The sequence below is a fragment of the uncultured Maricaulis sp. genome (assembly GCF_963976135.1).
Taxonomy (GTDB): domain Bacteria; phylum Pseudomonadota; class Alphaproteobacteria; order Caulobacterales; family Maricaulaceae; genus Maricaulis.
Genome location: NZ_CAXBKN010000013.1, coordinates 1 through 26,786 on the forward strand (window position 1 = coordinate 1; position 26,786 = coordinate 26,786).

Consider the following 26,786-nt stretch of genomic DNA (forward strand, 5'->3'; position numbering starts at 1 on the left):
TCCTGGATCGCCACCATTTCATAGGGCTTTCCGGCGGCATCGAGCGCCCGGGCCATGTATTCGGCCTGGCTGAACGGCACGATCAGATCATCCGTACCGTGGATGATCATCAGCGGTGCGGTGATGCGATCCACCTGCTGCGCGGGGGAGATCGCCCGGATATGTTCAGGGTCGCGGCGCCAGTCGCCGATATTGCGGGCCCAATAGGCCTGGGAATCGCCGCCCAGCCTGTCGCGCTCATACTCCATCATGGTCAGGATATCCGAGACACCGGCGCCGGCGATGACACAGCGATAAAGGTCCGGGGTCAGCGTCGCGCCGGCAAAGGCCGCATAACCACCATAGCTCCAGCCGAAGATGCAGACGCGGTCGGGATCGACCGTCCCCTGGTCGACGAGAACCTGCATACCGTCCCAAAGATCGGTCTGCATTTCCTCGCCCCAATGGCCATAGCCACGTTCGGCGAATTCGACACCAAAGCCACCCGAGCCGCGGAATTCAGGCTGGAAGACGGCATAGCCGCGCGCGGCAAGGAATTGTGCCCAAGGGTCAACGCCATAGAAATCGCGCGCCTCAGGGCCACCATGCGGCAGAAGAACGGCTGGCAGGTCCCGCGCGTCCCGGCCCGGTGGCAGAGTGAGATAACCGAACAGCTCAAGCCCGTCCTGGGCGGTGTAGTGGATGATTTCCACCGGTGCCATCGCCTCTTCGGGAATGCGCGGGCGCGAGGCGGCCAGCAAGGTCACATCGCCGGAAACCCGGTCGATCAGATAATAGGCACCCGATGTATGTCCGCCGGAAATATTGATGACGACCTTGCGGAAATCGACATCCCAGCTGACGATATTGACGTTCGAATCCGGGAAGAAACCGACCAGTTGCTCATAGAGCTCGCGGAATTCCGGGTCGAAATACTCGACCTGGCGGCGCTCCTCATCCCAGCTCACGCCAATGATGGCATGAGTGCGCCAATCGGTCATGAAGCTGGAAATATCTGCGATATCCGAGGATATCAGCGGGCCTTCAATCGCTTCTTCCTGAAAGTCGTAGCGGAAGACAGCACGGCGGCGGCCGGGCGTCTCAACGCCGCGTTCGCCCATGGTTTCTGAGGTGAAATAGCCATAGCGCCCGGTCGGATCCAGGCCGGCAATGCTCTCAATCACCCCGACCCAATCGCGGGTCGTGCGACCGGCAAACTGGAACTCACGCTTCAGTTCAAACCGCTCGGTGTGAACCCGGTGCCAGTTTCCGGTGCCGTATTTGGTCCAGAGCTCAAATGTGTCGCCGCGACCTCCACGATAACGCACGAAGGGCTCACCCTCGGTGTTGAGGACGTAATTATAGCCCTCATCGGAGCGGAAAACCTGCCGGGCGCGGGAACTGTCGAGAGGCTGGCGCTGAAAGGCGACGCCGCCGCTGGTGAAGGGTACGGTCACCAGAATGCTGTCCTCATCATCCATATCGATATCGACGATGCGCGTATTGAGCAGCAATTCGATAGCGTTCTGATCTTCAACGCGAATGATATAGGGACGGAAGACATCAACGCGCTCAGCCAGTGCGGCGATCCGGCGACGCTCGCTATAGCTGACATAGATGTGCTCATTGCTGACCCAGGAGGTGCTGACCACAATCTGTTCATCGCCGCCATCGATCACGATGGGCGCGCCGCCAACGAGTGACGCGACAATAATATTGCGATCCTCACGGGTTTCGCCCGCGATGAACACGATGCGCTCGCCATTCGGGGAAATGCTCACCGAAGTCATATTCGGAAGAGCTGCATAGTCATCGACGCTCGGCACCGGCTGTGCCTGCGCCGCGCCGCCGAGCACCAGGCCCGCAATTATAGCCAGAATTCGCTTCATGTGACTCACCCCCGTTTGCGATCATGACCTGCCGGTCATCTTCCGATCACGTATTGATCACTTACCGGTAAGATCGAACACGATGCCTCCGGGATCAAGCCCTGCCGTCATTAACTCTGCAATCGCGTCAGTCGGCGAAGAATTTCGAGAGTTTGAGACCTTGCGCCTGATAGTTTGAGGCGACTGCGCCATAAGCGGCCGCCGGCCGGGCGAGCATGGGCTCATAGACCAGGCGGGCAATCGCCTGGCCATGATCGAGCATGAAGGGCACATCATGGCCGCGCACTTCGAGCACGGCACGGCTGCCGGTCCCGCCGGTCTCGGCAATCCCGAAACCGGGATCGAAGAATCCGGCGTAGTGGGCACGGAACTCGCCAATTTCCGGGGCGATCGGGGCCATTTCGGCCGCCTCATCGAGCCCGATCGAGACCGCCTCGCGTGAAGCCAGGATGTAGAATTCACCCGGATCGAGCACCAGGCGGCGATCCGGCGCCGTCATCGGTTCCCAGAAACGCGCACTGGCATGGCCGCCCAGCCTGGAGAGATCGACAAGGCCGGCATGGCGGCGGGCGCGATAACCGACAATGCCGTTGTCAAACCCGGCCAGATCGACGCTGACTGTCACTTCGCGCAGGCATTCATGGGCACCACGGCGGAAGCGAATCTGGCTGAGGCGATCACCTTCGCGCGCCAGGATGGAGAAAGTCCGCGGGCAGATTTCAGCGTAAAGCGGCCCCTCATATCCGAGCGGCGCCTGGTCGAAGGCGATTCCCTGATCGGTGATGACGCGCGTGAAGACATCAATCCGGCCGGTCGAGCTCTTCGGATTCATCGCCGCGCTGAGGCCGGCGGGCAGTTTCAACCGCTCCTGCAGAGGCGCAAGATAGACGCAGCCGGTCTCGAGCACGGCGCCATCGCGCAGGTCAACCGTATGCATGACCAGATCGTCCGCCAACCGGTCGGCAACCGAGAGGGCGTGGCCGGGCAGAAAGCTGGCGCGCAACCGGAAAGCCTTGGCGCCAAGGCGCAAATCGATACTCGCTGGCTGGATCTGGGCGGCATCGGGCGGCGTATCCGCGGCAATGACACCCTGATCAAACAGGGCCTGAAGCTGGTGGTCGGGAAGGATGCCGGAAGCGGACATGACAGGATCGGGGCTGCTGCGGATGGGCAGGAGATGTCCAACATCCGCCGCCTCCTGTCCAGCCGTGCTGACCGTAGGGGGTTGAGCCTGGCCGCGAGCGGGCGGATGATGTGGCGAATTGGAACCAGCGGCGATACCGGCCGCTGGCAGTGGGCGAGCAAGGCATCATGTACGAGCACGAGACCGACGGCGTGAAGATCTGTGTCAGCCCGGATTATCTCGAAGACGAGTCCGAGCCCGATGAGAATCGCTATGTCTGGGCCTATACGGTCGAGATCGAGAATATGTCGGCCCAGCCCGTTCAACTGATCTCGCGCCAGTGGGTCATCACCGATTCAATGGGGCGCAGCGAGCATGTCCAGGGTCCGGGCGTGGTCGGCGAACAACCGGTGATCCGGCCCGGTGAGCGTTTCCGCTATACCAGCGGCGCCCCGCTCTCCACGCCTTCGGGCTTCATGAGCGGAAGCTATGAAATGCGCCGCGAAGGCGGTGACAGCTTTGCCGCCATCATCCCCGATTTTCCGCTGGACCGGCCCTATGACCGCCTTAGTCTTCACTAGGCCTCCCCGCGCTGCGCGTGCCTGGCGCCCGCGTCTGCGGAGACTGCGGCATTGAATATGTCCCTGCGCCCAGTGGTCTTCATGATTGGCATCATGGTGACCTTCCTCTCGGCCGGCATGCTGGTGCCGGCCCTCGTCGATCTGATCGCCGAGGAGACCGAGAGCGCACGCGCCTTCTTCCTCTCTGCCGTGCTCGGCCTGTTTTTCGGCGGTTCCATCTCGCTGGCCAATCGCGGACCGGTTGATTTCATCACCCCGCGCGGCGTCTTCCTGCTGATGGTCGGTGCCTGGATTGCACTCTCGATCACCGCAGCGCTGCCAATGCGTCTCGCTGACCAGGGAATGGACTGGACTGATGCCCTGTTCGAGGCGGTTTCCGGTCTGACGACGACAGGTGCGACCGTGCTGACCGGGCTCGATTTCCGCCCGCCGGGCTTCCTGCTCTGGCGTGCCATCCTGCAATGGCTGGGCGGGATCGGCATTATCGTCACCGCGATGGCCTTCTGGCCGATGCTCGGCGTGGGCGGCATGCAGCTCTTCCTGCTCGAGACCGGCGACAAGACCGACAAGGTCCTGCCCAAGGCCACCCAGATCGCCGCCAATATCTCGGCCGTCTACGCAATGCTGACGCTGATCTGCGCCGTCGCCTACCTGATGTCCGGCATGAATCTGCTCGACGCCACGGCGCACGCCATGTCGACCCTGTCGACCGGTGGCTTTTCGACCTCCGATCAGTCGATGGGCAAATTCATGCATACCGGTGCCGACATGATCACCCTGGTTTTCATGATCGCGGCAGCCCTGCCCTTCACGCTTCTCGTCATGGCGCTGCGCGGAAAACCGCAGGGGATTTTCAAGGATGCCCAGGCGCGCGGCTTCCTGTTTGTCATCCTGCTGGCAACGGCGATTCTGAGCGCCGTCCTCGTCGTCACCGGCGTTCATGGCGACGAACCGGCCTGGCGAATGGCGAGTTTCAACGCCGTCTCGATCATCACCGGCACCGGCTATGCGACCACCGATTACGGTGCCTGGGGCGCGGCGGCGGAAGCGACCTTTTTCGTTTTCATGTTCATTGGCGGCTGCGCCGGCTCGACCAGCTGCAGCATCAAGATCTTCCGCTATCAGATCGCGGGCACCGCCATCAGGCGCTATCTCGCGCATCTCCTGCGGCCGAACGCGATTTTTCCGATGCGCTATAATGGCCGGCCGGTGGCCGACAGTGCGCTGCATTCAGTGCTGGGCTTCTTTTTCGTCTTCTTTGCCGTCTATGCGATCAGCGCCGCCATGCTTTCCGCCATCGGGCTGGACCTCACCACCGCCCTGTCCGGCGCCGCGACCTCGCTGGCCAATGTCGGGCCGGGTTTGGGCGATATAATCGGGCCAGCGGGCACATTCCAGAGCCTGCCCGATGCCGCGAAATGGATCCTGACCGCCAATATGCTGATTGGCCGGCTGGAAGTGCTCGCCGTGCTCGTCGTCCTGATGCCGCGCTTCTGGAGATCCTGAAACCGCGGGATCAGCTCTCGACGGCTTCGACCTCCCCGGGCAGGAAGTTCCAGTCGCGATTACAATACTCACAAGTCATGACGATCTCGCCGTCGCGGGTCATATGTGCCTGGTCATCGGCCGGAAAGCTGGCGATGATCCGCAACAACCGCTCACGCTCACACGAACAGCGCCGCTGCAGGACTTCAGGGTCGAGTATCCGCACACCGTCTTCATGGAAGAGCCGATAGAGCAGGCCGCCCGCTGACAGGAGCGGGTCGAGCAATTCGTCATCGCTGATCGTCTCGAACAGGGCGCGGACATGGTCCCAGTCATCCTTGGCATCACCGCGACTTTCATCACCGGCCACCGCCTGCAACAGGGCACCGCCGCCGCGCCATTGCTTGCCACCTTCCTGGGTCCAGACCTCGCCGACCGCCATGCGCAGCCGGGTCGGGGTCTGTTCGGACTGGGTGAAGTAATGCTCGGCGATGATCGCCAGGCTATCGCCCTCGAGCGGCACCACACCCTGATACTGGTCCATGTCGGGACCCTGGTCGATCGTCATGGCGAAATAGCCTTCACCGAGCAGAGTCTTGATCGGCGGAGTCGCCTTGTCGGCAGCGTCCAGCGCGGCGAGGACGGCGTCACGATCCATCTTGGCGAAGCCGCGCACGCCCTCACCCTTGGTATATTCGGCGACGATGAAAGAGACTGGCCCCGTGCCATTGGCCTGGACGATCAGTCGGCCGTCGAATTTGAGCGCCGGACCGACCAGCCCTGCCAGCACAACCGCTTCGCCGAGCAAGCGCGCAACCGGTTCGGGGAAATCATGCGCAGTCAGTATCTGGTCAAGCGTACCGGCGGAGCGGAGGACACGCCCCCGCACCGCACGGTCTTCAACCTGGAAACCCGCGATGAAATCGCCCGGCTCGCCGGGCTGTGCGGGTGGAATATCGGCCATGGAACTCGCCTATAGAGCGCCGAGTGCCTCGTCGAGGATGGAAATCGCCTCGCTGGCATCGTCACGCGTGATGATCAGTGGCGGCGCCATCCGGGCGACATTGTCACCGGCAGCGCCGATCAACAGATGGCGATCGCGGGCCTTGACCACAAGCTGCTTGGGATCAAAACCGGGTTTCAGCTTCAGTCCGAGCAGCAGGCCCTTGCCACGTACTTCCTCGACCTTGTCGGGATGACGGTCGGCGAGGCCGTGCAATTGCTGCTGCATGAAATTCGCCATTTCGACGACATGCTCGAGGAAACCCTCGGAGGTCAGCTCGTCAAACACGACATTGCCGACGGCCATGGCCAGCGGGCCGCCGCCATAGGTCGAGCCGTGCGTGCCAACGACCATGCCCTGGGCTGCAGCCTCGGTCGCGAGGCATGCCCCCATGGGGAAGCCGCCGCCAATACCCTTGGCCGTGGCCATGATATCGGGCTCCGCGCCATCGACCCACTGATAGGCAAACAGCTTGCCCGTGCGACCAGCGCCGCACTGGACTTCATCATAGATCAGCATCAGGCCGTTTTCGTCGCAGATCTGACGCAGGCCGCGCAGGAAGGCATCATCGCCAGCGCGAACACCGCCCTCGCCCTGGACCGGCTCGACGCAGATCGCCGCAGTCTCGTCCGACAGGACCGCACGCACAGCGTCGAGATCGCCGAATTCGACATGGTCGAACCCTTCCATCGCCGGGCCGAAACCTTCGAGATACTTCGGATTGCCGCCGGCATTGATCGCGCCATAGGTGCGGCCATGAAAGGCGCCGGTGAAGGTGATGATACGATAGCGCTGCGGGTTACCAGTCACGAACTGGTAGCGCCGCGCGGTTTTCAGCGCGCACTCGACCGCTTCGGTACCGGAATTGGTGAAGAAGACCCGGTCCGCGAAGGTCGCTCCGGTCAGCTTGTCGGCCAACTCGATCCCGGCGGGAACGCGGAACATGTTGGACAGGTGCCAAAGCTTGCCGGCCTGCTCAGTCAGCGCCGCCACCGCTTTTGGATTCGCATGCCCGAGGCAGTTCACCGCGATCCCGGAGATGAAGTCGAGATAGCTCTCACCTGAATCGGTGAACAGACGCACACCCTTACCGTGATCGAAAACGAGTTCGGGCGGGGCATAGGTATCCATCATAGGCGCAGGCATCGGGTCTCTCCGGACTGTGTGAACGGGCCGCTGATCGGCACACTTACGGTCTAGGCCCGTCCGCTCAGCTCTTCAAGCGCCAGCCTGCACGCAGCAGGAGATAGCAGCCAATTGCGAGCGCGATATTGATGACCCCGACCAGGATGACACCGACCATCACCGAGCCATCCGCAAAGCCGGTGAAGCCATAGCGGAAGCCGTCAATCATGTAGAAGAACGGGTTGAACTGGCTGATCAGCCGGATCGGTTCGGGCAGGCGGCTGATCGAATAGAAGGTGCCGGACAGGAAGGTCAGCGGGGTGATCACAAAAGTCGTCACTGCCGCCATATGATCAAATTTTTCGGCCCACAGCCCGCCCAGAATCCCGATCATGCCGAGCATGGCCGCCGAGCCGATGCCGAAATAGGCCACTGCCCAGTAATGCACCGGGATGACGTCGACAAAGGGGATAAGAGTGAGCGCCGTGACCAGGGCCACCAGCAAGCCGCGCGTCACCGCGCCGCCAATGAAGGCGATCTCGAGCTCCAGCGCCGACAAGGGCGGCATCAGGAAGTCGACCGCATTGCCCTGCACCTTGCTCACCAGGATGGAGGATGAGGTATTGGCGAAGGCATTATTGAGCAGCCCCATCAAAATAAGACCCGGCGCCAGGAATTCGACGAATGAAACACCATTGACCGCAGCGCGGCCTGCGCCCAGCGCGACGGAAAAAACCGTCATGTAGAGCAGCGTCGTCGCGACCGGTGCCAGGACGGTTTGCGTCATCACCTTGAGGAAGCGGCGGACCTCTTTCTTGTACAGAGTCCACAGGCCCAGCCCGTTTATCGCACCGAAACTGCGCGGACTGGCAACGGGTCGTGAAGTGGCATTAATCATAACGGATTACCCTTAAGGTTTCAGTAACCATCAACGTTAACCATTTGGCATGCAAGTGAGCTTTCCACAGGATTGGTGCTGGCCCGATCTTGTGGTTTTTGGCTCGTCGGCTACAATATATAGTGTAATTAATCATGAATTGAGGTGTGCGCTGTTTACCATCATCAAGGTGGCTTAGCGCATCCCAACCGGGAGAGAGTTGCGATGGCCTGGACTGACGAACGTGTCGAAGAACTGAAGAAGCTTTGGTCGGAAGGCCTGAGCGCGAGTCAGATTGCCAAACAGCTGGGTGGTGTCACCCGGAACGCCGTAATTGGCAAGGTACACAGGCTCGGTCTGTCAGGTCGCGCGACGCCGTCCCGCCCCGCGCGTCGGCCCGCAAAGCCTTCACGGCCACGCACGACGACGGCGTCGATCGAGCCGGTGCGCACTGCCCGTCCGGCACCTTCGGCTCCGGCGGCTCCGCTGACAGCTCCGATGGAACCAGCGGTTCTGCCATCGGGCGAATTCGCCACCGTCCTCACCCTCAAGGACAGCATGTGCAAATGGCCGATTGGCGACCCGTCCCAGTCGAGTTTCCGCTTCTGCGGCCGCAAGACCGGCGCCAGCGCCGCCTATTGCGATGCCCATGCGAACATGGCCTACCAGCCAAGCCAGAAGCGCCGGCGTACCGGTGAAGCTACCGCGGCCCTGAATTCCATTACGGCAACACGCCGCTATAATTTCTGATCGCAACGGTCATAGCAGACCGGGTTTTCATGCAACGGCCGCCCTCCAGGGCGGCCGTTTTGTATCCGGAGCCAGGCCGGGCGCAGGGGCGAGCCGGCTTACCGGCCGCTGATGTCAAAGGAGTACCCCGCAGACCGGACGGTCCGGATCGGATCAATCTCGGCGGCGTTGTTGATCGCCTTGCGCAAGCGTCCGACATGTACATCGACGGTGCGAGCCTCGACATAGACGTCAGAGCCCCAGACCGCGTCGAGCAATTGCTCGCGCGAAAACACGCGGCCGGGGTGCTGCATGAGGTAGTCGAGCAAACGAAATTCGGTCGGCCCGAGATGGATTTCACGCTCGCCGCGCTTGACCCGATGGGCGACGCGGTCGATCGCAATATCGCCGACCCTGATGAGGTCCTCGGCCAGCCCCGGCCGGATCCGGCGAAGCACTGCACGGATGCGGGCAAATAATTCGGTCATTGAAAACGGCTTGACGATGTAATCGTCGGCACCGGTATCAAGCCCGCGAACCCGGTCTGTCTCCTCACCGCGGGCTGTGAGCATGATGATCGGGACATTGCTGGTTTCGTGGCGCCCCCGCAGACGCCGGCAGACTTCAATTCCCGAGACCTTGGGCAACATCCAGTCGACCAGGACAAGGTCGGGAATGGCCTCGCCGGTCAGCATCAGCGCCTCCTCACCATCGCCGGCGAGGGTGACCTGATAACCTTCCTTTTCCAGATTGTATTGCAGCAGGGTTGCGAGGGCGTCCTCGTCCTCGACCACCAGGACCTGGGGCTTCATCATCGACTCCTGTTCGCGCTATCCAAGCATCATCAACGCGGCGGCTGGTCCGAAGGATCCAGGGCCTCTGCCGTCACCATGTAATGGATCGCCTCGGCGACATTGGTTGCGTGGTCGCCAACCCGCTCGAGATTCTTGGCCACGAAAAGAATGTGCGCGCCCGGTCCGACCAGCGCCGGATTATCGGCCATGCTGAGCAGCATTTCGCGGATCAGGCTGTTATAATGCTCGTCGACCTCATCATCATTGCGCCAGACCCGGATCGCCGGTTCGACATCGAAGGATGACAGCGCGTCGAGCACTTCGTGCAATTGTTTGGCGACGATCTCGCCGAGCCGCTCCACGCGATTGAGCACGGCCAGGGGCGCGAAATCATTGAGGTCCTTCGAGCGGTAGGCGATATTCTTCGCGAGATCGCCGACCCGCTCCAGATCGCTCGCGATCCGGAGGGCGGAAATCGTCATTCTCAGATCGGTCGCGAGCGGCTGGCGCAAAGCGAAAAGCCGGATCACCCGTCTCTCTATGTCCACCTGCATCGCATTGACCTGGACTTCACGCTGGCGAACGTCCGGAATCACAGAAGCATCCCGCCGGACGACAGCATCAACAGCGGCTTCGAGCTGCATCTCGACCAGACCACCCATCCGCGCGAGTTCATCGGCGAGCTTGTCGAGTTCCTCACCGTATGCCGTCACAATATGTGCATGCTTGGATAACGCCATTTGGCCCTCCTCGGGCAATCGCCTCGTCAGCCGAAGCGGCCGGTAATGTAATCCTGCGTCCGCGACTCGAGGGGATTGGTGAAAATCTCTTCGGTCGGACCCACTTCGATCAATGATCCCATATGGAAGAATGCCGTCATCTGCGACACGCGTGCCGCCTGCTGCATCGAATGGGTCACGATGATGATGCAATAATTTTCGCGCAGCTCGTCGATCAGATCCTCGATCTTCGCCGTGGCAATCGGATCGAGAGCCGAACACGGCTCATCCATCAGGATGACCTCCGGATTCACCGCTATCGCCCGGGCGATGACCAGACGCTGTTGCTGGCCACCCGAAAGGCCCGTGCCGGGGTCCTGCAGCCGGTCAGAGACCTCGGACCAGAGCCCGGCCTTGCGCAGGCTTTGTTCGACAATAGCGTCGAGCTCGCCCCGGCCCGAGGCCAGGCCGTGAATGCGCGGTCCATAGGCGACATTGTCATAGATCGACTTTGGAAACGGGTTCGGCTTCTGAAACACCATGCCAACACTGGCCCGGAGCACCACCGGATCGACCGCGCGGTCATTGACCTCCGCCCCGTCAATCTTCAGCGAGCCCGAGACATGAGCACCATCAATCGTGTCATTCATCCGGTTCATGCAGCGCAGAAAGGTCGACTTGCCGCAGCCCGACGGACCGATGAACGCTGTCACGCTCTTGTCGGGGATGTCGAGGGATACATTGAACAATGCCTGCTTCTCGCCATAGGAGACGCTGACATCGCGGACCTCGACCTTTATGTCCGAGCCGCCGAGCGAATTCTTGTGGTAGACCGTCGGCTGATTTTGAACGTCTTGCATAGGCTTACCACCTTCGTTCGAAGCGGCGGCGCAGATAGATCGCAACGGCATTAAAGCCGATCATCAGCGCCAGGAGAATGAGAATAGCCGCCGCGGTGCGCGCTTCGAAAGCCCGCTCGGCGCCGTCCGACCAGAGGAAAATCTGCACCGGCATCACTGTCGCCGGTTCCGTAAACCCGGCCAGGCCAAGACTCGGCGCATCGGCGATGAAGGCGACCATGCCGATCATCAGCAGCGGCGCCGTCTCGCCCAGCGCCTGCGCCAGGCCGATGATCGAACCGGTCAGAATACCCGGCGCAGCCAGCGGCAGGACGTGGTGGAACACCGATTGGGTCTTGGATGCACCAATCCCGAGAGCGGCCTGCCGGATGGATGGCGGCACGGCTTTCAGCGCCGCCCGTGTCGCGATGATCACCGTTGGAAGTGTCATCAGCGACAGGACCAGGCCGCCGACCAGCGGCGCCGACCGCGGCAAGCCAAAGAAGTTGATAAAGACCGCCAGACCCAGCAGGCCGAATACGATGGACGGGACCGCGGCGAGATTATTGATATTGACCTCGATAAAATCCGTCACCCGGTTTTTCGGGGCGTATTCCTCGAGATAGACCGCAGTGAAGACACCAATCGGCACCGACAGGAACATGGTGATGATCATGGTCAGGATGGAGCCGTACAAGGCCCCCTTCACGCCGGCCAGTTCCGGCTCCCGGGAGTCGGCATTGGTGAAGAGATAGGTGTTGAATCCGGTCTGGATCATGCCGCGCTCGACAAGCGCGCGGGTCCAGATAATCAATTGATCCGAAACGCGCCGGCGAACCTCGGGCGTATCGACGACATAGAGAGTCCAGCCGGTCGCTTGATCAACCACCCCGTCGCCCAGTACCGCCTCGCCTCGGGCGGCATGCCCGTCCATTGCCAGCTGTGTCAGGCGAAAGGCCTGGCCACCGGTTTCGACGATCACACTGGGCACATCGCCGGTCAGAGGCAGGAGGCCATCTTCAGCGAGCGCCAGGGTGCGCAATCTGGCCGCCGCGGCGGCATGCCGGTCAGCCTCCGCCAGCAAACGGGCTGCATCCTCCGCCGGGACCTGGTCGACGATCAGCCCGACCTGCTCGGCACGGAGCTCGAGTGTCCGGGCCTCGGCCCCCATGGATTGGACCACTTCGCGCACCAGCGAGCCGAAATCTGCCGACGTCGAGCGCAATTCAACGCCATCGCCAACGGGGCTGGCGGTCAGGCTACCCGCGACCGGAAGGCTGCGGTCTTCGACCAGACGCCCCTTGAGGTAGAGGTCGAGATCATCAGCGAGCGGCATGGTGAAGACATGGCTCGTCCCGACCAGAGCCGGGTCGCGCAGAACCGCGTCCATCAGGCGCGTCGCGTTGAGCGGCGTGTAGAGGTTGAAAAGACTGCGCACATCATTGCGAGCTGTAACGCCGGGGAATTGCGCCCGCAAGGCATCCTGCAGGACTCGGTTATAGGAGCCGCGGCGCAGCGAGGCCTCCGAGCCATCGCCCTCCGGATCGACCCGTTCGGCCTCGAGCTCAACGCGCAATACGAGTTCCTTGGCGGTAAAGGCCGGCACGCCCTCGCTGGCAATCGACCCGATCAGGATGCACAGGATCGCGACGGCGACGGCAATCGCGGCCAGGCCGGCCGAACGGAAGCGAAGTTCCGCGCGATATCGTTTGGCCAGGCGTCGCTCGACGTCTTCGCGCACAGGGAAGGTTCGGGGAGAATCAGTCATATTTTTCCCGATATTTCTGGACTACGCGCAGGGCGACGACATTCATCAACAGGGTCAGGACAAACAGCACCAGCCCCAGCGCGAAGGCGGACAGGGTTTTCGGGCTGTCGAATTCCTGGTCCCCGGTCAGCAACATCACGATCTGCACCGTGATAGTCGTCACCGATTCGAGCGGATTGGCCGTCAGGTTGGCGCCCTGCCCGGCCGCCATGACCACGATCATCGTCTCGCCGACGGCACGGCTGACCGCCAGGAGAACGGCACCGACAATCCCAGGCAGGGCTGCGGGCATCACGATCTGGGTAATGGTTTCCGACCGGGTTGCGCCCATCGCAAACGAGCCGTCGCGCAATGATTGTGGCACGGCATTGATCACGTCATCGCTCAGCGAGGAAATGAAAGGAATGATCATCACCCCCATCACCAATCCCGCCGACAGGGCGCTCTGGGTGACGACGCTCTCAAATCCCAGCGCGGTGAACAATGTGCGGATCGCCGGGCCGACGGCGAGCAGGGCGAAAAACCCGTAAACCACGGTTGGAATCCCGGCCAGAATTTCCAGGACCGGCTTGGCAATTTGCCGGAAATTCGGACCAGCATATTCCGACAGATAAATCGCCGAAAACAGGCCGATCGGCACCGCAACCACCATGGCGATGACCGTAATCATCGCTGTACCCGCAAACAGCGGCACCGCGCCAAAGGCGCCGGACTGGCCGACCTGGTCGGCGCGGATCGCGATTTGCGGGCTCCATTGCATCCCGAACAGGAAGTCGAGCACTGGCACTGATGCGAAGAAACGAAGACTCTCGAACAGCAGCGAGAGCACAATCCCAACCGTGGTCAGAATGGCGATAACCGATGACAGCAACAGGGCCGCCGTCACCAGGCGTTCGACATTGTTGCGCGCCCGGAATTGGCTGGAAATCCGCGCCCGCGTCAGGACAAATCCGAGAGCACCTACAGCCAGGGCCAGCAAGGCGGCGCCGAATTTGACAATCTGATGGTAGCCAGCAATCGCGCGGGCCGCGGCACGCAGCGCCGGCGTGTCGCGACTGGCCAGTTCGCCGCGCGCGAGCCGCCGGCTGTCTGAGAGGAAAAGCTGGCGGCGTTCGCGCGGGGCCTGGGCCAGTTCATAGCCGGCCATTGCCTGTTCGCTGGCGCCATCGGCCAGGGCTCTGGCACCGACAGCCGCGACCTGCTCCTGGCGGCGGGCCCGCACGGCATCCTCGGCCGCAGTCGCCAGGTTCAGCGCCTCGATCTGCTCGGCGCGCAATTGGCCGAGCCGCTCGGGATCACGATTCTCGCCCCGCGCATTGCGCAGGGCCAGGATCTGGTCATTGAGGCCTTCGACCCGGGCGCCGAGATTGTCCGCGGCCTGGCTCAGTTCGATGAAATCGGTATCAGCGGTGAGGGTATCGTCCAGCAGGCGATTGATTTCGCTCGCCTGCTCCTGCAGCTCGCCGACCGCCAGGCGTTCGACCAGCTGCCCGCCGAATATCGCGTAGACGGCCAGCAAGAAGAATGCGGGCACACCGGTCCAGATCGCCACGTAATAGCCGTGATAATTGGGCAGCGAGTGCAAGCCCGCCGTCGCGCCCTGGACCGCGGCAATGGCGCGCGACCGGCCGACATAGAAGCCGCCGGCGATCATGACGAGCAATGCGAGCGCGGCGATGGTAATAATCGACATACGGCCCAACCCTCCATCCCACGGCAGCGTGCCGCTACCAATCAGTGGTCACCCAAGTGGTATCGGCGGCCCGCCGCCCCTCTATGACAGATACGCAACAGTTTTGTGACAATGCCCGAGATGCCGCTGTTGTTGGCGCCCCGGCATCGCTAAAGCTCATCCCTCCGAGCAGGGCCGGCTGGGGCCGGGAAGAATGCGGAAAAGACGGAACCACCGCCGGGGACACTCTCGACAGTGAAGCCACCGCGATGGCGATTGACGATATGTTTGACGATGGCGAGACCAAGGCCAGTGCCTTCATTCGGACCGCTTTTCTGGCCACCGACCCTGTAGAAGCGCTCGGCGAGACGCGGCAGGTCACGCCGCTCAATGCCCCGGCCATGGTCCTGGACCCGGAGTGTGACATAGCGCTCGGCCGAGCCTGATTTCGGTGCCGCAAGGGTCAGACGGCTGGCACCCGCGCCCAGGATGGGCACCGGTCGCTCAGCCTGATCACGCGTCTGGCCCGGCTCCAGCCGCACCTGAACATTCGACTTTGGCGGCGAGTATTTGATCGCATTCTCGATCAGATTCTGGAAGACTTCCGTCACCTGATCACGATCACCGATCGCCGGGACTGAATCGGGAGCGTCGAGGGTAAGACTGATCTCCTTGTCATCGATCTGGGGCCGGAGATAATCGATCACCTCGCCGGCAAGCACGACCAGGTCGACCTCGCCGGCGGGCGGCACGTGCTCGTCCATCTCGACGCGCGATAGCGACAGCAAATCATTGATCAACCGGCCCATGCGCTCGGTTTGGTCGAACATGATGGAGAGGAATTTCTCCCGCGCTTCGGGGTCGTTTTTGGCGTGTCCCCGCAGGGTTTCGATAAAGCCCGCCAGGGAGGCGAGCGGCGTGCGCAATTCATGGCTCGCATTGGCGAGAAAATCAGCCCGCATGCGGTCGGCGCGCTTGATCGAGGTCTCGTCCGACAGCACCAGCATGGCGCGCCAAGGCATGATCGCTTCACCGGGCACCCGCATCGGCGCGACAAAGGCACGGACATGGCTCTCATCAGGCGCCATGCTCGAATATTCGACGGGCGGCCCGGAAACACCCCGCAGCGCCGCGCTGACCGCTTCAAGAACCCTGGGCTGCCGCAGCACGGAGGACAAATGCCCGGTCAGCGCTCCGAGGCCGAGAAATTCGTGCGCCGCGGGATTGGCCATCTCAATCCGCCCCTCGGGGCCGACCAGCAGAACCGGGATCGGCAATTGCCGTAACATCAGCTCGGCGGTCGCCAGGCCCGAGGGCGGCGCCGGCCCGGTGTCTGCAGGCAAAGGAACCGCAGAGGGGTTCAGTGTTGTGCTAACCGTGAGGTAGTAGAAGGTCGACAGCCCGGCAAAGGTCGCGATCGCCATGAATGTCTCGACAAAGCCGAGTTCGCCAAACAGCCAGAATACCACGAGGACCAGGGAACCCATGCCGGCAACGATCGCGGTATCGCGGCGACGGATCCGAATTGAAGGCTGATTATCCACGTTGACCTTTCTCAAGTTTCATTCGCCAAACAGCGGTCAATTGGGCATAGAACGCCACCCAATTCTGGCGGCTTCCACTGCCCCTGCACAGCCCTATCGCACATTCTGGCGCTGCAGCGAAGCGGATCCCGTTCCAGCCAATTCTGACTGGTTTTCACATCTCGAAAAACGAGAGGCTTTTCATGTCATTCGCTAATGTTTTAGTGTTTTTCGATAAAAATCTGTTGACATTCGCTATGGGCCGCCTAGTTTGGCGAGACTGTGGAATTCATCACGCGCTGGAACATCGCATGCAGAAAAGCCTCCTCATCATCGCAACGGCACTGACGACCGCCTCCTGCGCCAGTATCCCGGCTTTTCAGCCTGATACCCTCCTGCCGCCGACGCCGGAGAACTGGTCTTCAACGGCCGATGCTTCCGGGGAAATCGCATCGCAGGACTGGGTTCAATCGCTCGGCGCGCCACGGCTGGCGACCCTTGTCGACGAGGCGCTCGCCGCCAATCCCGGCCTGGCCCAGTCCCTCGCCCGTTACGATGCCGCCCGGGCCGGTGCCCGCATCGCCGGCTCAAGCCGCCTGCCATCCCTGAGCCTTTCAAGCGGCTATACGCGGACCGAGCCTTACCAGGGCAGCGGGTCGGACAGTTTCTCATTGGGGTTGAGCTCGTCCTGGGAAGCCGATTTGTGGGGCCGGGTCCGTGATGGCGCCAATGCCGGCGGGCTTGATGCCGACGCGGCCGCTGATGACCTCGGCGCCGCCAGATTGTCCGTGGCCGGCTTTGTGGCCAAGGGTTGGCTCGGTCTGATCGAGGCGCGGCAACAAAGCGAACTCGCCCAGCGCGACGTGCAGCGAAGCCGCAACTCCCTCGACCTGACTGAACGCCGCTTTGCCCGTGGTTTGGCACGCAGCTCCGATGTTCGCACCGCCCGCAGCGCCCTCGCCTCTTCCGAGGCAGCCCTGGCATCACGCGAACGCGTCGAGACTGCAGCGGCGCGGAGCCTTGAAACCCTGCTTGGCCGCTATCCGTCCGGACAGATATCCCGCGACGGTGATTTCCCCGAAATTGACCAGCTGGCCGGGGTCGGTGCTCCGGGCGACCTGCTCGTCCGCCGCCCTGACGTCCGCGCCGCCGAACGCCGTCTGGTCGCCGCAGGTCTGCGGGCCGATGCGGCCGGCAAGGCCTTGTTCCCAAGCCTCACCCTGAGCGGTGGATCCGGCAGTGGCGGCGTTGATGTCGCAGACCTGTTCGATGTCGACACCGTCATCTCCAGCTTGACCGCGTCAATCGCAGCACCAATTTTTGCCGGCGGCCGCTTGCGGGCACAGCGCGATCAGGCCGAGGCCAATGCCCGCCTGCAGGTCGCCGCCTATGTCTCGACCGTGCTGACCGCCTGGCAAGAAGCGGAAAACGCGATCTATGCCGACGACATCCTAGCCCGGCGCGTGGCGAGTCTGGAGCAAGCCTTCAACGAGGCTGCCGAAGCTGAGTCGCTGGTGACCCGCCAGTATTCCAGCGGCGTCGCCACAATCTTTGACCTTTTGAACGCCCAGAGCCGGCGTATCAGCGCCGAAAGCCAGTACATTTCGGCTCGCCGCGATCGTGCGACGAACCGTGTCGATCTTTACCTCGCCATCGCCGGCGATTTCTCCGCGGCACCTTCCGCAGACCCGGCCGCGCAGACAGGAGAATAGTTATGGGAAAACTCATCGGACGTTTCGTGATTTTCGGCGTTGCCGGGGCGGTTGTCCTGCTCGTCATCATCGCCTTGATATCGACCAAACCAGAGCCTCAGCGCGCCAATGCGGCGCCACAACCGGTCGCGGTCTTCGTCGAACAGGCGAGACGGGAAAATGTTGCCCTGACGGTTCACTCCCAGGGCCAAGCGCGTCCACGCACCCAGATCAACCTGGTGCCGCAAGTCACCGGGCGCATCACCTACGTCAATCCGAGCTTCATCGAAGGTGGCTTCTTCGAAGCCGGCGAAACCCTCGTGCGCATTGATGATGCCGATTATCATCTCGCCGCGACCCGCGCTGCGGCGCTTGTCGCACAGGCTCAGCAGGGCCTGGCCCGTGAGCAGGCCGAAGCCGAGCTGGCCGCCCGTGAATGGGCCGATCTCGGTGAGGGCGAAGCCTCTCCCCTGACCTTGCGTGAACCTCAGCTGGCGGAGGCGCGCGCGCAGCTGGCCAGCGCACAGGCAAGCCTGCAGGCCGCCCGTCTTGATCTCCAACGCACGCGCGTTTCAGCCCCCTTCGATGGCCGCGTTCTGGTCAAGAGCGCCGATCTCGGCCAGTTCGTGACAGCCGGCACGCCATTGGGAGAGGTCTTCTCCACCGACACCATCCTGGTTCGTCTGCCCCTCACCGATAATGATCTCGGCCTGCTGGGCATCCCGATTGCCTATAATTCCGCTACGGACGGCGCTGGCATCCCCGTCAAGCTGACGGCCACCCTCGCCGGTGAACCGCGCGAATGGCAGGGCTTCATCAACCGCACCGAAAGCGCCATCGACCCGCAAACCCGCGTGCTCTATGCGACCGCAGAAGTGGAAGACCCCTATGGCGCCGCGGCAGCGGCCGGAGCCCCTCTGGCCGTCGGCCTGTTTGTCGACGCCGAAATTCAAGGCCGCAACGTCCAGAATGCTGTGGTTCTGCCCCGATCTGCACTGCGCGGCGAAAACACGGTCTTCGTCGTCAATGCAGGCGGGATTCTGGACATCCGGACCGTCACGGTCGTGACCTCAAGCACTGACCGCCTTGTGGTCTCCTCCGGGGTGAGCGGCGGCGAAATGATCGTCATCTCGCCGATCCGTGGCGCCAGCATCGGCATGCGCCTGCGCTCCCTCGACGCCAATGGCGAGGTCCTTCCGGGATATTCGGCGAGCATCGAGACCGAGACGGATGAAGAAGACACAACAGACACCGAAGCCGAGCCGAGCGACACTGAAGCTGTCGCCAGCGCCGGTTAGTTCGACACTGCGACCAGGAGACGGCGATGACCGACCCGAACACGACACATGACGAGGCGCCTCGCGGCATTATCGGCTGGTGGGCCCGAAACCTAGTCGCCGCCAACCTGTTGATGATCGTCGCGCTGCTTGGCGGGTTTTTCGGCTATTCCCAGCTGAACCGCGAAGTTTTCCCGACCATCGCCGTCAATGGGGCCACGGTATCGGTCGCCTGGCCAGGGGCATCGCCGCAAGAGGTAGAAGAACAGCTGATTGTCCGGATCGAGGAGGCGCTCGCCGACCTCGATGGTGTCGACACCATCACCTCCACCGCCCGCGAGGGGAATGGATTCATCAATGTCGAAGGCTTGCCCTCGGTCGATGTCGGTGAGTTCATCGACAACATCAAACTCGAGGTCGACTCGGTCAACAATCTGCCGCAATCGGCCTACCGGCCTGTCGTGAACCCATGGCGCAGCGAAGACCAGGTGATTGGTTTTGCGGTGCACGGCTTTATCGACCGCCGCGATCTGCAGCATATCGCCCGCGAAATTCGCGACGAAGTCGCACAACTCCCCGGCTCATCCCTGGTCAATACCTGGGCGGTGCTCAGCGAGGAAGTCTCGATCGAGCTCGCCGAAGATGACCTCCAGCGCTATAGCCTGAGTTTCGACGAAATCGTGCGCGCCATCCGCGCCAGTTCACTGAACGCCTCGGCCGGCAGTGTCCGCACCGAGTTGGGCGAGCTCAGCCTCACTTCGCGTCAGCTGGCCGATACCCGCTCGGAATTCGAGAATCTCATCATTCGCCAGACCTCCGCCGGTGGCACTGTACGTGTGGCCGATGTGGCGCGCGTCAATGACGGCTTCATCGATGCCAATCTGGCCGCGACCTATAATGGCGAGCCGATGGCGTTGATCGTCGTCCTGACGACGCCGGACATTGATGTTGTCGATGTTTCGGCCAGCGTGCGCGGTTATATCGAACGCAAACAACTTGAATTGCCCGACGGCGTCAGCTTGTCCCTGTGGTGGGACAATTCCGAAATGTACGAAGCGCGGATGGCGACGATCCTGAACTCCGCGCTGTTCGGTGGCTTCCTGGTGCTGGTTGTTCTCTTTCTCTTCCTGCGCCCCTTGGTGGCGTTCTGGGTGACGGGCGGCATTTTCATCGCCTTTGGCGGCGCATTCCTCTTGCTACCAATGCTCGATGTCACATTGAACATGTTGTCGCTGTTCGCCTTCCTGCTGGTGATCGGGATCGTGGTCGATGATGCGATTGTTGTCGGTGAAAATATTCACGACCGGGTCGAGCGCGGCGAAAGCGGCCTGACGGCCTCCATCGTCGGGACACAGATGGTGATCAAGCCAGTCATCTTCGCCGTCATCACAACGATCATGATGTTCATGCCCTTCATGCTGATCACGGGTCCGACCGTACAGTTCACCAAGCAGATTTCGCTGGTGGTAATCGCGGCCCTGGCATTCTCCCTCATTGAATCAATGCTGATCCTGCCGGCCCACCTCTCACACATGAAGCCGCAACGGACGACAGGCTTTTTCGGCCCGCTGATCCGGTTCCAGCGCGCAATCGCCGAAACCATGGTGTGGTTTGCCCGCAATGTTTACCGGCCGACCCTTAAATTCGCGATCCGGAATCGCTATGCGACCCTGATCACCTTCATCGGCATTTTCGCGATTTCCATCGTGCTGATGATGACCAATCGGGTCGGTTCGGTCTTCATGCCGCAAATCGAGAATGAAACCATCCAGGTGAATATCCAGCTGGCCGACGGCGCCCCCTGGACGCGCACCGAGCATGTTCGTGAGCAGCTCGACCGTGCCCAGGACGAGGCCTTGCAGTATTATCGCGACCAGTTCCCGGGCGAGGTCGACATGATCGAAAGCCGCTCGACGCTGGCCACTGACGGGCGAATCCGTGCCTGGATCACGATTGCCGACCCGGAGATCCGGCCGGGCCTGCTGCCAACGGCCGAAGTTGCGCTGAAGATCCGTGAATTCCTCGGCCCCATTCCCGACGCTGAGGAAGTGACGCTGGACTCGACGATGAATGATGGTGGCAGTTCCGTCACCTTCGCGATCTCGCACCAGAATCTCGACATGCTGCGTGCGGCCGCCGATGATCTAAAGGCACAATTGCGCAGCTATGACACGCTCTATGACGTCGTGGATTCACTTCAGACCTCGACCGAGGAGCTTCAGTTCAGCCTGCGTCCCGATGCCCGGTCACTCGGCCTGACGCTGCAGGATGTAACCCGCCAGGTCCGGCAGGCCTTCTATGGCGAAGAAGTCCAGCGCCTGCCCCGCGACGGCCAGGATGTGCGCGTCATGGTGCGTCTCGAACGCGATGCGCGGCGCTCGCTCGACACCCTGCGTGACCTGCGCATCCGCACGAGTGATGGCCATGAGGTTCCGCTTTCTGCGGTCGCCGACGTGACTTTTGCGCCGGGCCTCAACCGGATCAACCGGCGCAATGGCATGCGCACGGTGACGGTGCGAGCGGAATTGTCCGATCCAGCCGCCCGCGGCGATATCAACCAGAGCCTGGACTCAGAGTTCTGGGAAGGCTGGGAGCATCGCTTCCCTGGCATTAGCCGCGACGAAATCGGTCAATCCGAGGGCGAGCGCGAGTTCATGCAGGAATTGGTCGGCCTGTTCGCCGTCACGCTGGTGTCGATGTACATCCTGCTGGCAGTGGCCTTCCGCAGCTATGCGCAACCGATCCTGATCATGGTCGCGATCCCGTTTGCGCTGACAGGAGCCATTTTCGGCCACTTGATTTTCGACATGCCGGTCGCACTCTTCTCCTATTTCGGGGTCGGTGCCGCAGCCGGGGTGGTGATCAATGACAATCTCGTCCTGATGGACTTCGTGAACCGGCTTCGCGCCAATGGCGTCGGTGCCTTCCAGGCCCTGGTGGATTCAGGCGTCCAGCGTTTCCGGCCGATCCTGCTGACCTCGGTGACGACATTCCTTGGCATCCTGCCAATGATGGCGGCCCGTTCGACCCAGGCGCAATTCCTCAAGCCAATGGTCGTGGCGCTCGGTTTCGCGGTGATTTTCGCGCTCTTCCTGACCTTGCTGCTGATCCCGTCCATGTACGCGATCGGCGTCGACATCGCCCGCTTCTTCCGCGGCATGTGGAGCGGTGAAAAACAGGCCGCGCTCGGCGAGCACTATAGCGACACCGACTTTGCCCATGGTGAAATGGCCGGCCATCTCGATCACTCACCCGCTGAGTAGCCAATTCAGGCCCCGCGCTATATTTAGCGTGGGGCCTGCCTATTTCGACAGAAACCCACGGGGATAATTCGATGAAGAAACTTTTGTTGAGCACGGCGGTCTTCGCCCTTCTCGCCGCCTGCGACCAGGCCAGCCTTTCCGGAAATGCGACGGACCTCGCCGCCAATACCGCGATCGAGGCGAGCGCCCAGATTGGCGATTGGGGTTTCGACCAGACCGGCATGGATCTGGCCTACGCGCCCGGTGATGACTTCTACCGCTATGCCAATGGCATTTGGCTGGAAACGACCGAAATTCCGGCCGACCTGTCGAATTTCGGGATGTTCACTGTCCTCGCGCTGGAAGCGGAAGAACAGGTTCAGGACATCATCCTGGAACTGGCCTCCGAGCATCCGGCCGCGGGCACCATCGAACAGAAAGTCGGCGACCTCTACGGCAGCTGGATGGATACCCAGACCATCGAAACGCTCGGCCTGGCGCCGGCGCAGCCCTATCTCGACGAGATTGTTGCGGCCGACACGCCTGAGGCGATTTTGAACCTGTTTGCGACCATCGGCCAGCAGGCACCGCTCGATATCGGCATCATTCCCGATCCCGCCGACACTACCCGCTACACCGTTTTTGTCGGTCAGGGCGGACTGGGTCTTCCCGATCGCGATTACTATGTCGATCTCGAGAATGAAAACTACGCCCGCTATCGCGAAGCCTATACGGCATTCATCGCCCAGATGTTTGATCTTGCCGGAATTGAGGGCGGCGCGGCGAAGGCCGACGCCATCATGCAGCTTGAGACGCAACTCGCCGAAGCCCACTGGACCCAGGAGCGCTCGCGCAATATCTCGGAAATCTACAATCCGATGCCGCTCGACCAACTGGCAGCCCTGGCCCCGCAGCTGGACCTGGCGACCGGGCTGACCCAGCTCGGTCTCGACGGCGTGGCCACCTATCTGGTCGCACAACCGAGCGCAATAGAGGAAACCGCCCGGATCTTCGACGAGACGCCCGTCTCAGTCTGGCAGGATTATCTCACATTCCACTTCCTGCAGAATAATGCGGGCAGCCTGCCCTCGGCCTTCGACCAGGCCAATTTCGACTTCTATGGCCGCACCCTCAACGGTACCGAGGAACAGCGTCCCCGTGACCGCCGCGGCGTCAACATAGTCGGCGGACAGCTCGGCGAAGCCGTCGGTCAGATCTATGTCGACCAGCATTTCCCGCCGTCCTCAAAGGCCGCCATGGAAGATCTGGTTGCCAATCTCGTGACGGCTTTCGAAGGCCGGCTGAACAATCTGGAATGGATGGATGACGAGACCCGCGCCAATGCCCTGCGCAAATTGTCGACCTTCGAACCGCGCATTGGATATCCCGATGAGTGGCAAGACTACTCGGCGCTGGATATCGAGTCGGATGATCTGTTCGGAAATATGATGCGGATCAACGCCTTCAACTGGAACCAGCAGATCGAGGATCTCGCCGGTCCGGTCGACAGGGCACAATGGCCCTATCCGCCACAGACAATCAACGCATCCTACAATCCGTTGATGAACCAGATCACTTTCCCGGCAGGCATTCTCCAGCCGCCTTTCTTTGATCCCAATGCCGACGCCGCGATGAATTACGGTGCAATCGGCGCCGTGATCGGTCACGAAATCGGCCATGGTTTCGATGATCAGGGCCGGCGCTTCGATCATGACGGCTCGATCCGTGACTGGTGGTCAGCCGAAACCGATGCCGGTTTCGAAGAGCGCGCTGCCCGCCTTGGTGCGCAGTATGACAGCTATTCGCCGATCGAGGGCATGAATGTGAATGGCCGTTTCACCATGGGTGAAAACATCGGCGATCTTGGCGGCATGCAGATGGCCTACACTGCCTATCACCAATATCTGGACTCCTGCTGTGGCGGCGAAGCGCCGGTCATTGACGGTTTCACCGGAGACCAGCGTTTCTTCCTCGCCTGGGCCCAGGTCTGGCGCCGCCTCTATCGTGAAGACAATCTGGTTGCGCGGCTGACCACCGATCCGCACAGCCCGTCGCAATACCGGACCAATGGCGTCGTGCGGAATCTCGATGCCTGGTATGCCGCTTTCGACATCCAGGAAGGCGATGCGCTCTATCTGCCACCGGAAGAGCGTGTCTCTATCTGGTAATCCGCGAGGCAGGCCTGAGTTCAAGCAATACAGAGCGGTCCGGAGCAATCCGGGCCGTTTTGCTGTGCAGGCCGCGCAAAACCTAACAGAACCGTCAGTTGCGTCTGGGCGGGCAGACATTAAACTCGGCGGTTAACGCAATTTTCTTGGGGAATTCGAGTATGAAAAAATATTTGCTCAGCGGCGCCTGCATTGCCTTGCTTGCCGCCTGCAACCCGGCCGCCGAGGCCCCGGCTGTCGAGACACCGGTGGCTGAAACCCCGGCCCTGACCGGAGAAGCAACGCTGGGCAGCTGGGGGATCGAAACCGATTATGTTAGCGACAGCGTCAATGCAGGCGATGACTTCTTCAGCTATGTCAACCAGGGTTGGCTCGATACCGCGGAAATTCCGGCCGGGTTCAGCTCGGCCGGCGCCTTCCTCGATCTCTACCTGGAATCCGAAGAGCGGGTGAACGCGATTATCGCCGATGCCGCCGCCTCGACCGACGCGGCCGCTGGCTCACCGGAACAGCAGATCGGCGATCTCTATCGCAGCTATATGGATACCGACCGGATCGAAGCCCTCGGCCTCGCACCAATCCAGGACGAGCTCGACGCCGTCCTTGCCTCGAGCAGCCATGAAGATATCGCCCGCTGGTTCGGCATGCCGGTCCACAACTCGACCGTCGGCATCTATATTGGCCTCGATTCCGGCAATCCTGATCGCTATCTGACACACGTTTCCCAAGCCGGGCTCGGCCTGCCAAACCGGGATTACTATCTCGATGAGGGCGAGCGCTATGTTGCCTATCGGGCTGCCTATGTCGCCTATATTGAAAATATCCTGACCATGGCCGGCGTGGACAATGCCGCCGCCCGGGCCGCCGATGTGATGGCGATGGAAACCGCATTGGCCGGGGTCCACTGGACCGCCGAGCAATCGCGTGAAACCGTGGCCAATTATCACCCGATGAGCCGTGCCGAGCTGGACAGCTATGCCCCTGGCTTCCCATGGCAGACATTCTTCGACGCGCTGGAAATCGGCGACATCTCCGAAGTTATCGTCAATACCGACACCGCCGTTCAGGGTACCGCTCAGCTCTTCGCCGAAACACCGGTGGATGTGCTTGCATCCTATCTCGCCTTCCATTTCGTCGACAATCAGACCGGTCAGCTGCCGGCCCGTTTCGACGAAGCCAGCTTCGACTTCTATTCGCGCACACTGCGCGGCGTTGAAGAACAGCGCGCACGCGATCTGCGGGCGATCGGCTTCGTCAATGGCCGTTTCGGCGAGAATATCGGTCAGGTTTATGTCGAACGCCATTTCCCGCCTGAGTACAAGGCACAAATGGAAGAGCTGGTCGAATACCTGCGCGCAGCCTTCGCCGCCCGCATCGAAACGCTGGACTGGATGGATGCCGCCACGCGCGCCGAAGCCCAGGACAAGCTGGAAAGCTTCCTGCCCAAGATCGGCTATCCGGATATCTGGCGCGATTACTCGACCATCGAAATCAGCGCCGATGACCTTATCGGCAATGCCCGGGCCATTTCCGCCTGGGGTTGGGCCGATAGCCGTTCCCAGCTGAATGAGGCCAAGCGTGACTGGCAGTGGTTCATGTCACCCCAGACGGTCAATGCCTATTATAGCCCCGACCGGAATGAGATCGTCTTCCCGGCCGCGATCCTCCAGCCTCCCTTCTTCGACCCCTTCGCCGACCCGGCGGTCAATTTCGCCGCCATTGGTGGTGTCATCGGTCATGAAATGGGCCACGGCTTCGACGATCAGGGTGCGGAGCAGGACGGCGATGGCGTGTTGCGCAACTGGTGGACCGACTTCTCACGTGAGCACTTCCGGGAGCGTACCGGCGCCCTTGTCGCCCAGTATGATGCCTTCTCCCCGGTTGAAGGCGAGAATGTGAATGGTCAGCTGACCCTCGGCGAGAATATTGGTGATCTGGGCGGGCTTTCCATCGCCTATCAGGCCTATCACGCCTATATCGCCGACCATGGCGGAGAAGTTCCGGTGATTGACGGCCTGACCGGCGATCAGCGTTTCTTCATGTCCTGGGCCCAGGTCTGGCGTTCGAAGATGACCGAGGACAGCATGGTCTCCCGCCTGCGTGCCGACCCGCACAGCCCGGCGCAATACCGCGTCAATGGCGTCGTACGAAACATCGACGCCTGGTATGATGCTTTCGGCATCACCGAAGAGAGCGAGCTCTATCTGCCACCGGAAGAGCGTGTCTCGATCTGGTAGCCAGATCGGAATCAAGATCAGGCGGTCCGGCCATGCCGGGCCGCCTTTTTCTTGGGCCCTTGCGC

Annotated in this window: 19 protein-coding genes; 8 read left to right on the forward strand and 11 right to left on the reverse strand. The window is 61.7% G+C overall.

Annotated features, from left to right (window positions below; translation table 11 throughout):
- Both AAC023_RS03090 and AAC023_RS03095 read right to left on the reverse strand, forming a co-directional pair.
- Positions 1–1,868, reverse strand: a 1,868-nt coding sequence (locus AAC023_RS03090) for a S9 family peptidase (protein ID WP_339738017.1), incomplete at its 3' end; no start/stop codon positions are given.
- Between the two features lie 127 nt (positions 1,869–1,995).
- Positions 1,996–3,012, reverse strand: a complete 1,017-nt coding sequence (locus AAC023_RS03095; RefSeq protein ID WP_339738019.1) for a 2'-deoxycytidine 5'-triphosphate deaminase — start codon at positions 3,010–3,012, stop codon at positions 1,996–1,998.
- 149 nt (positions 3,013–3,161) lie between these two features.
- Between AAC023_RS03095 and apaG the strand changes: the two genes are divergently transcribed.
- The gene (gene apaG / locus AAC023_RS03100) at positions 3,162–3,572 is read left to right on the forward strand and encodes a Co2+/Mg2+ efflux protein ApaG (protein WP_339738022.1); all 411 of its coding nucleotides are present in this window, start codon (positions 3,162–3,164) and stop codon (positions 3,570–3,572) included.
- A 57-nt stretch (positions 3,573–3,629) separates the two neighbouring features.
- Complete coding sequence (locus tag AAC023_RS03105; protein ID WP_339738024.1) at positions 3,630–5,078, forward strand: TrkH family potassium uptake protein; 1,449 nt, start codon at positions 3,630–3,632, stop codon at positions 5,076–5,078.
- Positions 5,079–5,088: 10 nt separating this feature from the next.
- On the opposite strand, the gene AAC023_RS03110 is transcribed toward AAC023_RS03105, so the two are convergent.
- The 3 genes from AAC023_RS03110 to AAC023_RS03120 all read right to left on the reverse strand — a co-directional run bounded on the left by AAC023_RS03110 (position 5,089) and on the right by AAC023_RS03120 (position 8,083).
- Entirely contained in the window at positions 5,089–6,021 is a 933-nt protein-coding gene (locus tag AAC023_RS03110; protein ID WP_339738026.1) for an Hsp33 family molecular chaperone, read from the reverse strand.
- A gap of 9 nt (positions 6,022–6,030) precedes the next feature.
- A complete protein-coding gene (locus AAC023_RS03115; protein ID WP_339738028.1) occupies positions 6,031–7,206 on the reverse strand; it encodes an aspartate aminotransferase family protein in 1,176 nt (391 codons plus the stop codon).
- 64 nt (positions 7,207–7,270) lie between these two features.
- The gene (locus AAC023_RS03120; RefSeq protein WP_339738030.1) at positions 7,271–8,083 is read right to left on the reverse strand and encodes an ABC transporter permease; all 813 of its coding nucleotides are present in this window, start codon (positions 8,081–8,083) and stop codon (positions 7,271–7,273) included.
- A 204-nt stretch (positions 8,084–8,287) separates the two neighbouring features.
- On the opposite strand from AAC023_RS03120, the gene AAC023_RS03125 reads away from it, so the two are divergent.
- Positions 8,288–8,812 (forward strand): GcrA family cell cycle regulator, encoded by a 525-nt coding sequence (locus AAC023_RS03125; RefSeq protein ID WP_339738032.1) that lies wholly within the window; start codon positions 8,288–8,290, stop codon positions 8,810–8,812.
- 98 nt (positions 8,813–8,910) lie between these two features.
- Here the strand turns inward: AAC023_RS03125 and phoB are convergent, their stop codons facing one another.
- From phoB to AAC023_RS03155, 6 genes are all read right to left on the reverse strand, one after another.
- The gene (gene phoB, locus AAC023_RS03130) at positions 8,911–9,606 is read right to left on the reverse strand and encodes a phosphate regulon transcriptional regulator PhoB (protein ID WP_339738034.1); all 696 of its coding nucleotides are present in this window, start codon (positions 9,604–9,606) and stop codon (positions 8,911–8,913) included.
- A gap of 29 nt (positions 9,607–9,635) precedes the next feature.
- Positions 9,636–10,325, reverse strand: coding sequence for a phosphate signaling complex protein PhoU (gene phoU, locus AAC023_RS03135; protein WP_339738036.1), 690 nt, complete (start codon positions 10,323–10,325; stop codon positions 9,636–9,638).
- A 26-nt stretch (positions 10,326–10,351) separates the two neighbouring features.
- Positions 10,352–11,164: a phosphate ABC transporter ATP-binding protein PstB gene (gene pstB, locus AAC023_RS03140; RefSeq protein ID WP_339738038.1), complete on the reverse strand. Its 813-nt coding sequence runs from the start codon at positions 11,162–11,164 to the stop codon at positions 10,352–10,354.
- A gap of 4 nt (positions 11,165–11,168) precedes the next feature.
- The gene (gene pstA, locus AAC023_RS03145) at positions 11,169–12,911 is read right to left on the reverse strand and encodes a phosphate ABC transporter permease PstA (protein ID WP_339738040.1); all 1,743 of its coding nucleotides are present in this window, start codon (positions 12,909–12,911) and stop codon (positions 11,169–11,171) included.
- Positions 12,904–14,604: a phosphate ABC transporter permease subunit PstC gene (gene pstC / locus AAC023_RS03150; RefSeq protein ID WP_339738042.1), complete on the reverse strand. Its 1,701-nt coding sequence runs from the start codon at positions 14,602–14,604 to the stop codon at positions 12,904–12,906. The genes pstA and pstC overlap by 8 nt, the downstream gene beginning before the upstream one ends.
- Before the next feature lie 149 nt (positions 14,605–14,753).
- Positions 14,754–16,070, reverse strand: coding sequence for an ATP-binding protein (locus AAC023_RS03155; protein WP_339738044.1), 1,317 nt, complete (start codon positions 16,068–16,070; stop codon positions 14,754–14,756).
- Between the two features lie 347 nt (positions 16,071–16,417).
- Here AAC023_RS03155 and AAC023_RS03160 point away from each other — a divergent pair, with 347 nt between their 5' ends.
- The 5 genes from AAC023_RS03160 to AAC023_RS03180 all read left to right on the forward strand — a co-directional run bounded on the left by AAC023_RS03160 (position 16,418) and on the right by AAC023_RS03180 (position 26,721).
- Positions 16,418–17,818, forward strand: coding sequence for an efflux transporter outer membrane subunit (locus AAC023_RS03160; protein WP_339738046.1), 1,401 nt, complete (start codon positions 16,418–16,420; stop codon positions 17,816–17,818).
- A gap of 2 nt (positions 17,819–17,820) precedes the next feature.
- Entirely contained in the window at positions 17,821–19,095 is a 1,275-nt protein-coding gene (locus tag AAC023_RS03165; protein ID WP_339738048.1) for an efflux RND transporter periplasmic adaptor subunit, read from the forward strand.
- A 26-nt stretch (positions 19,096–19,121) separates the two neighbouring features.
- Positions 19,122–22,337, forward strand: a complete 3,216-nt coding sequence (locus AAC023_RS03170; protein ID WP_339738050.1) for an efflux RND transporter permease subunit — start codon at positions 19,122–19,124, stop codon at positions 22,335–22,337.
- A 71-nt stretch (positions 22,338–22,408) separates the two neighbouring features.
- Positions 22,409–24,484: a M13 family metallopeptidase gene (locus AAC023_RS03175; RefSeq protein WP_339738052.1), complete on the forward strand. Its 2,076-nt coding sequence runs from the start codon at positions 22,409–22,411 to the stop codon at positions 24,482–24,484.
- A gap of 161 nt (positions 24,485–24,645) precedes the next feature.
- Positions 24,646–26,721 carry a M13 family metallopeptidase gene (locus tag AAC023_RS03180; RefSeq protein ID WP_339738054.1) on the forward strand — a complete coding sequence of 692 codons (2,076 nt, stop codon included), beginning with the start codon at positions 24,646–24,648 and terminating at the stop codon, positions 26,719–26,721.
- Positions 26,722–26,786 lie beyond the last annotated feature (65 nt).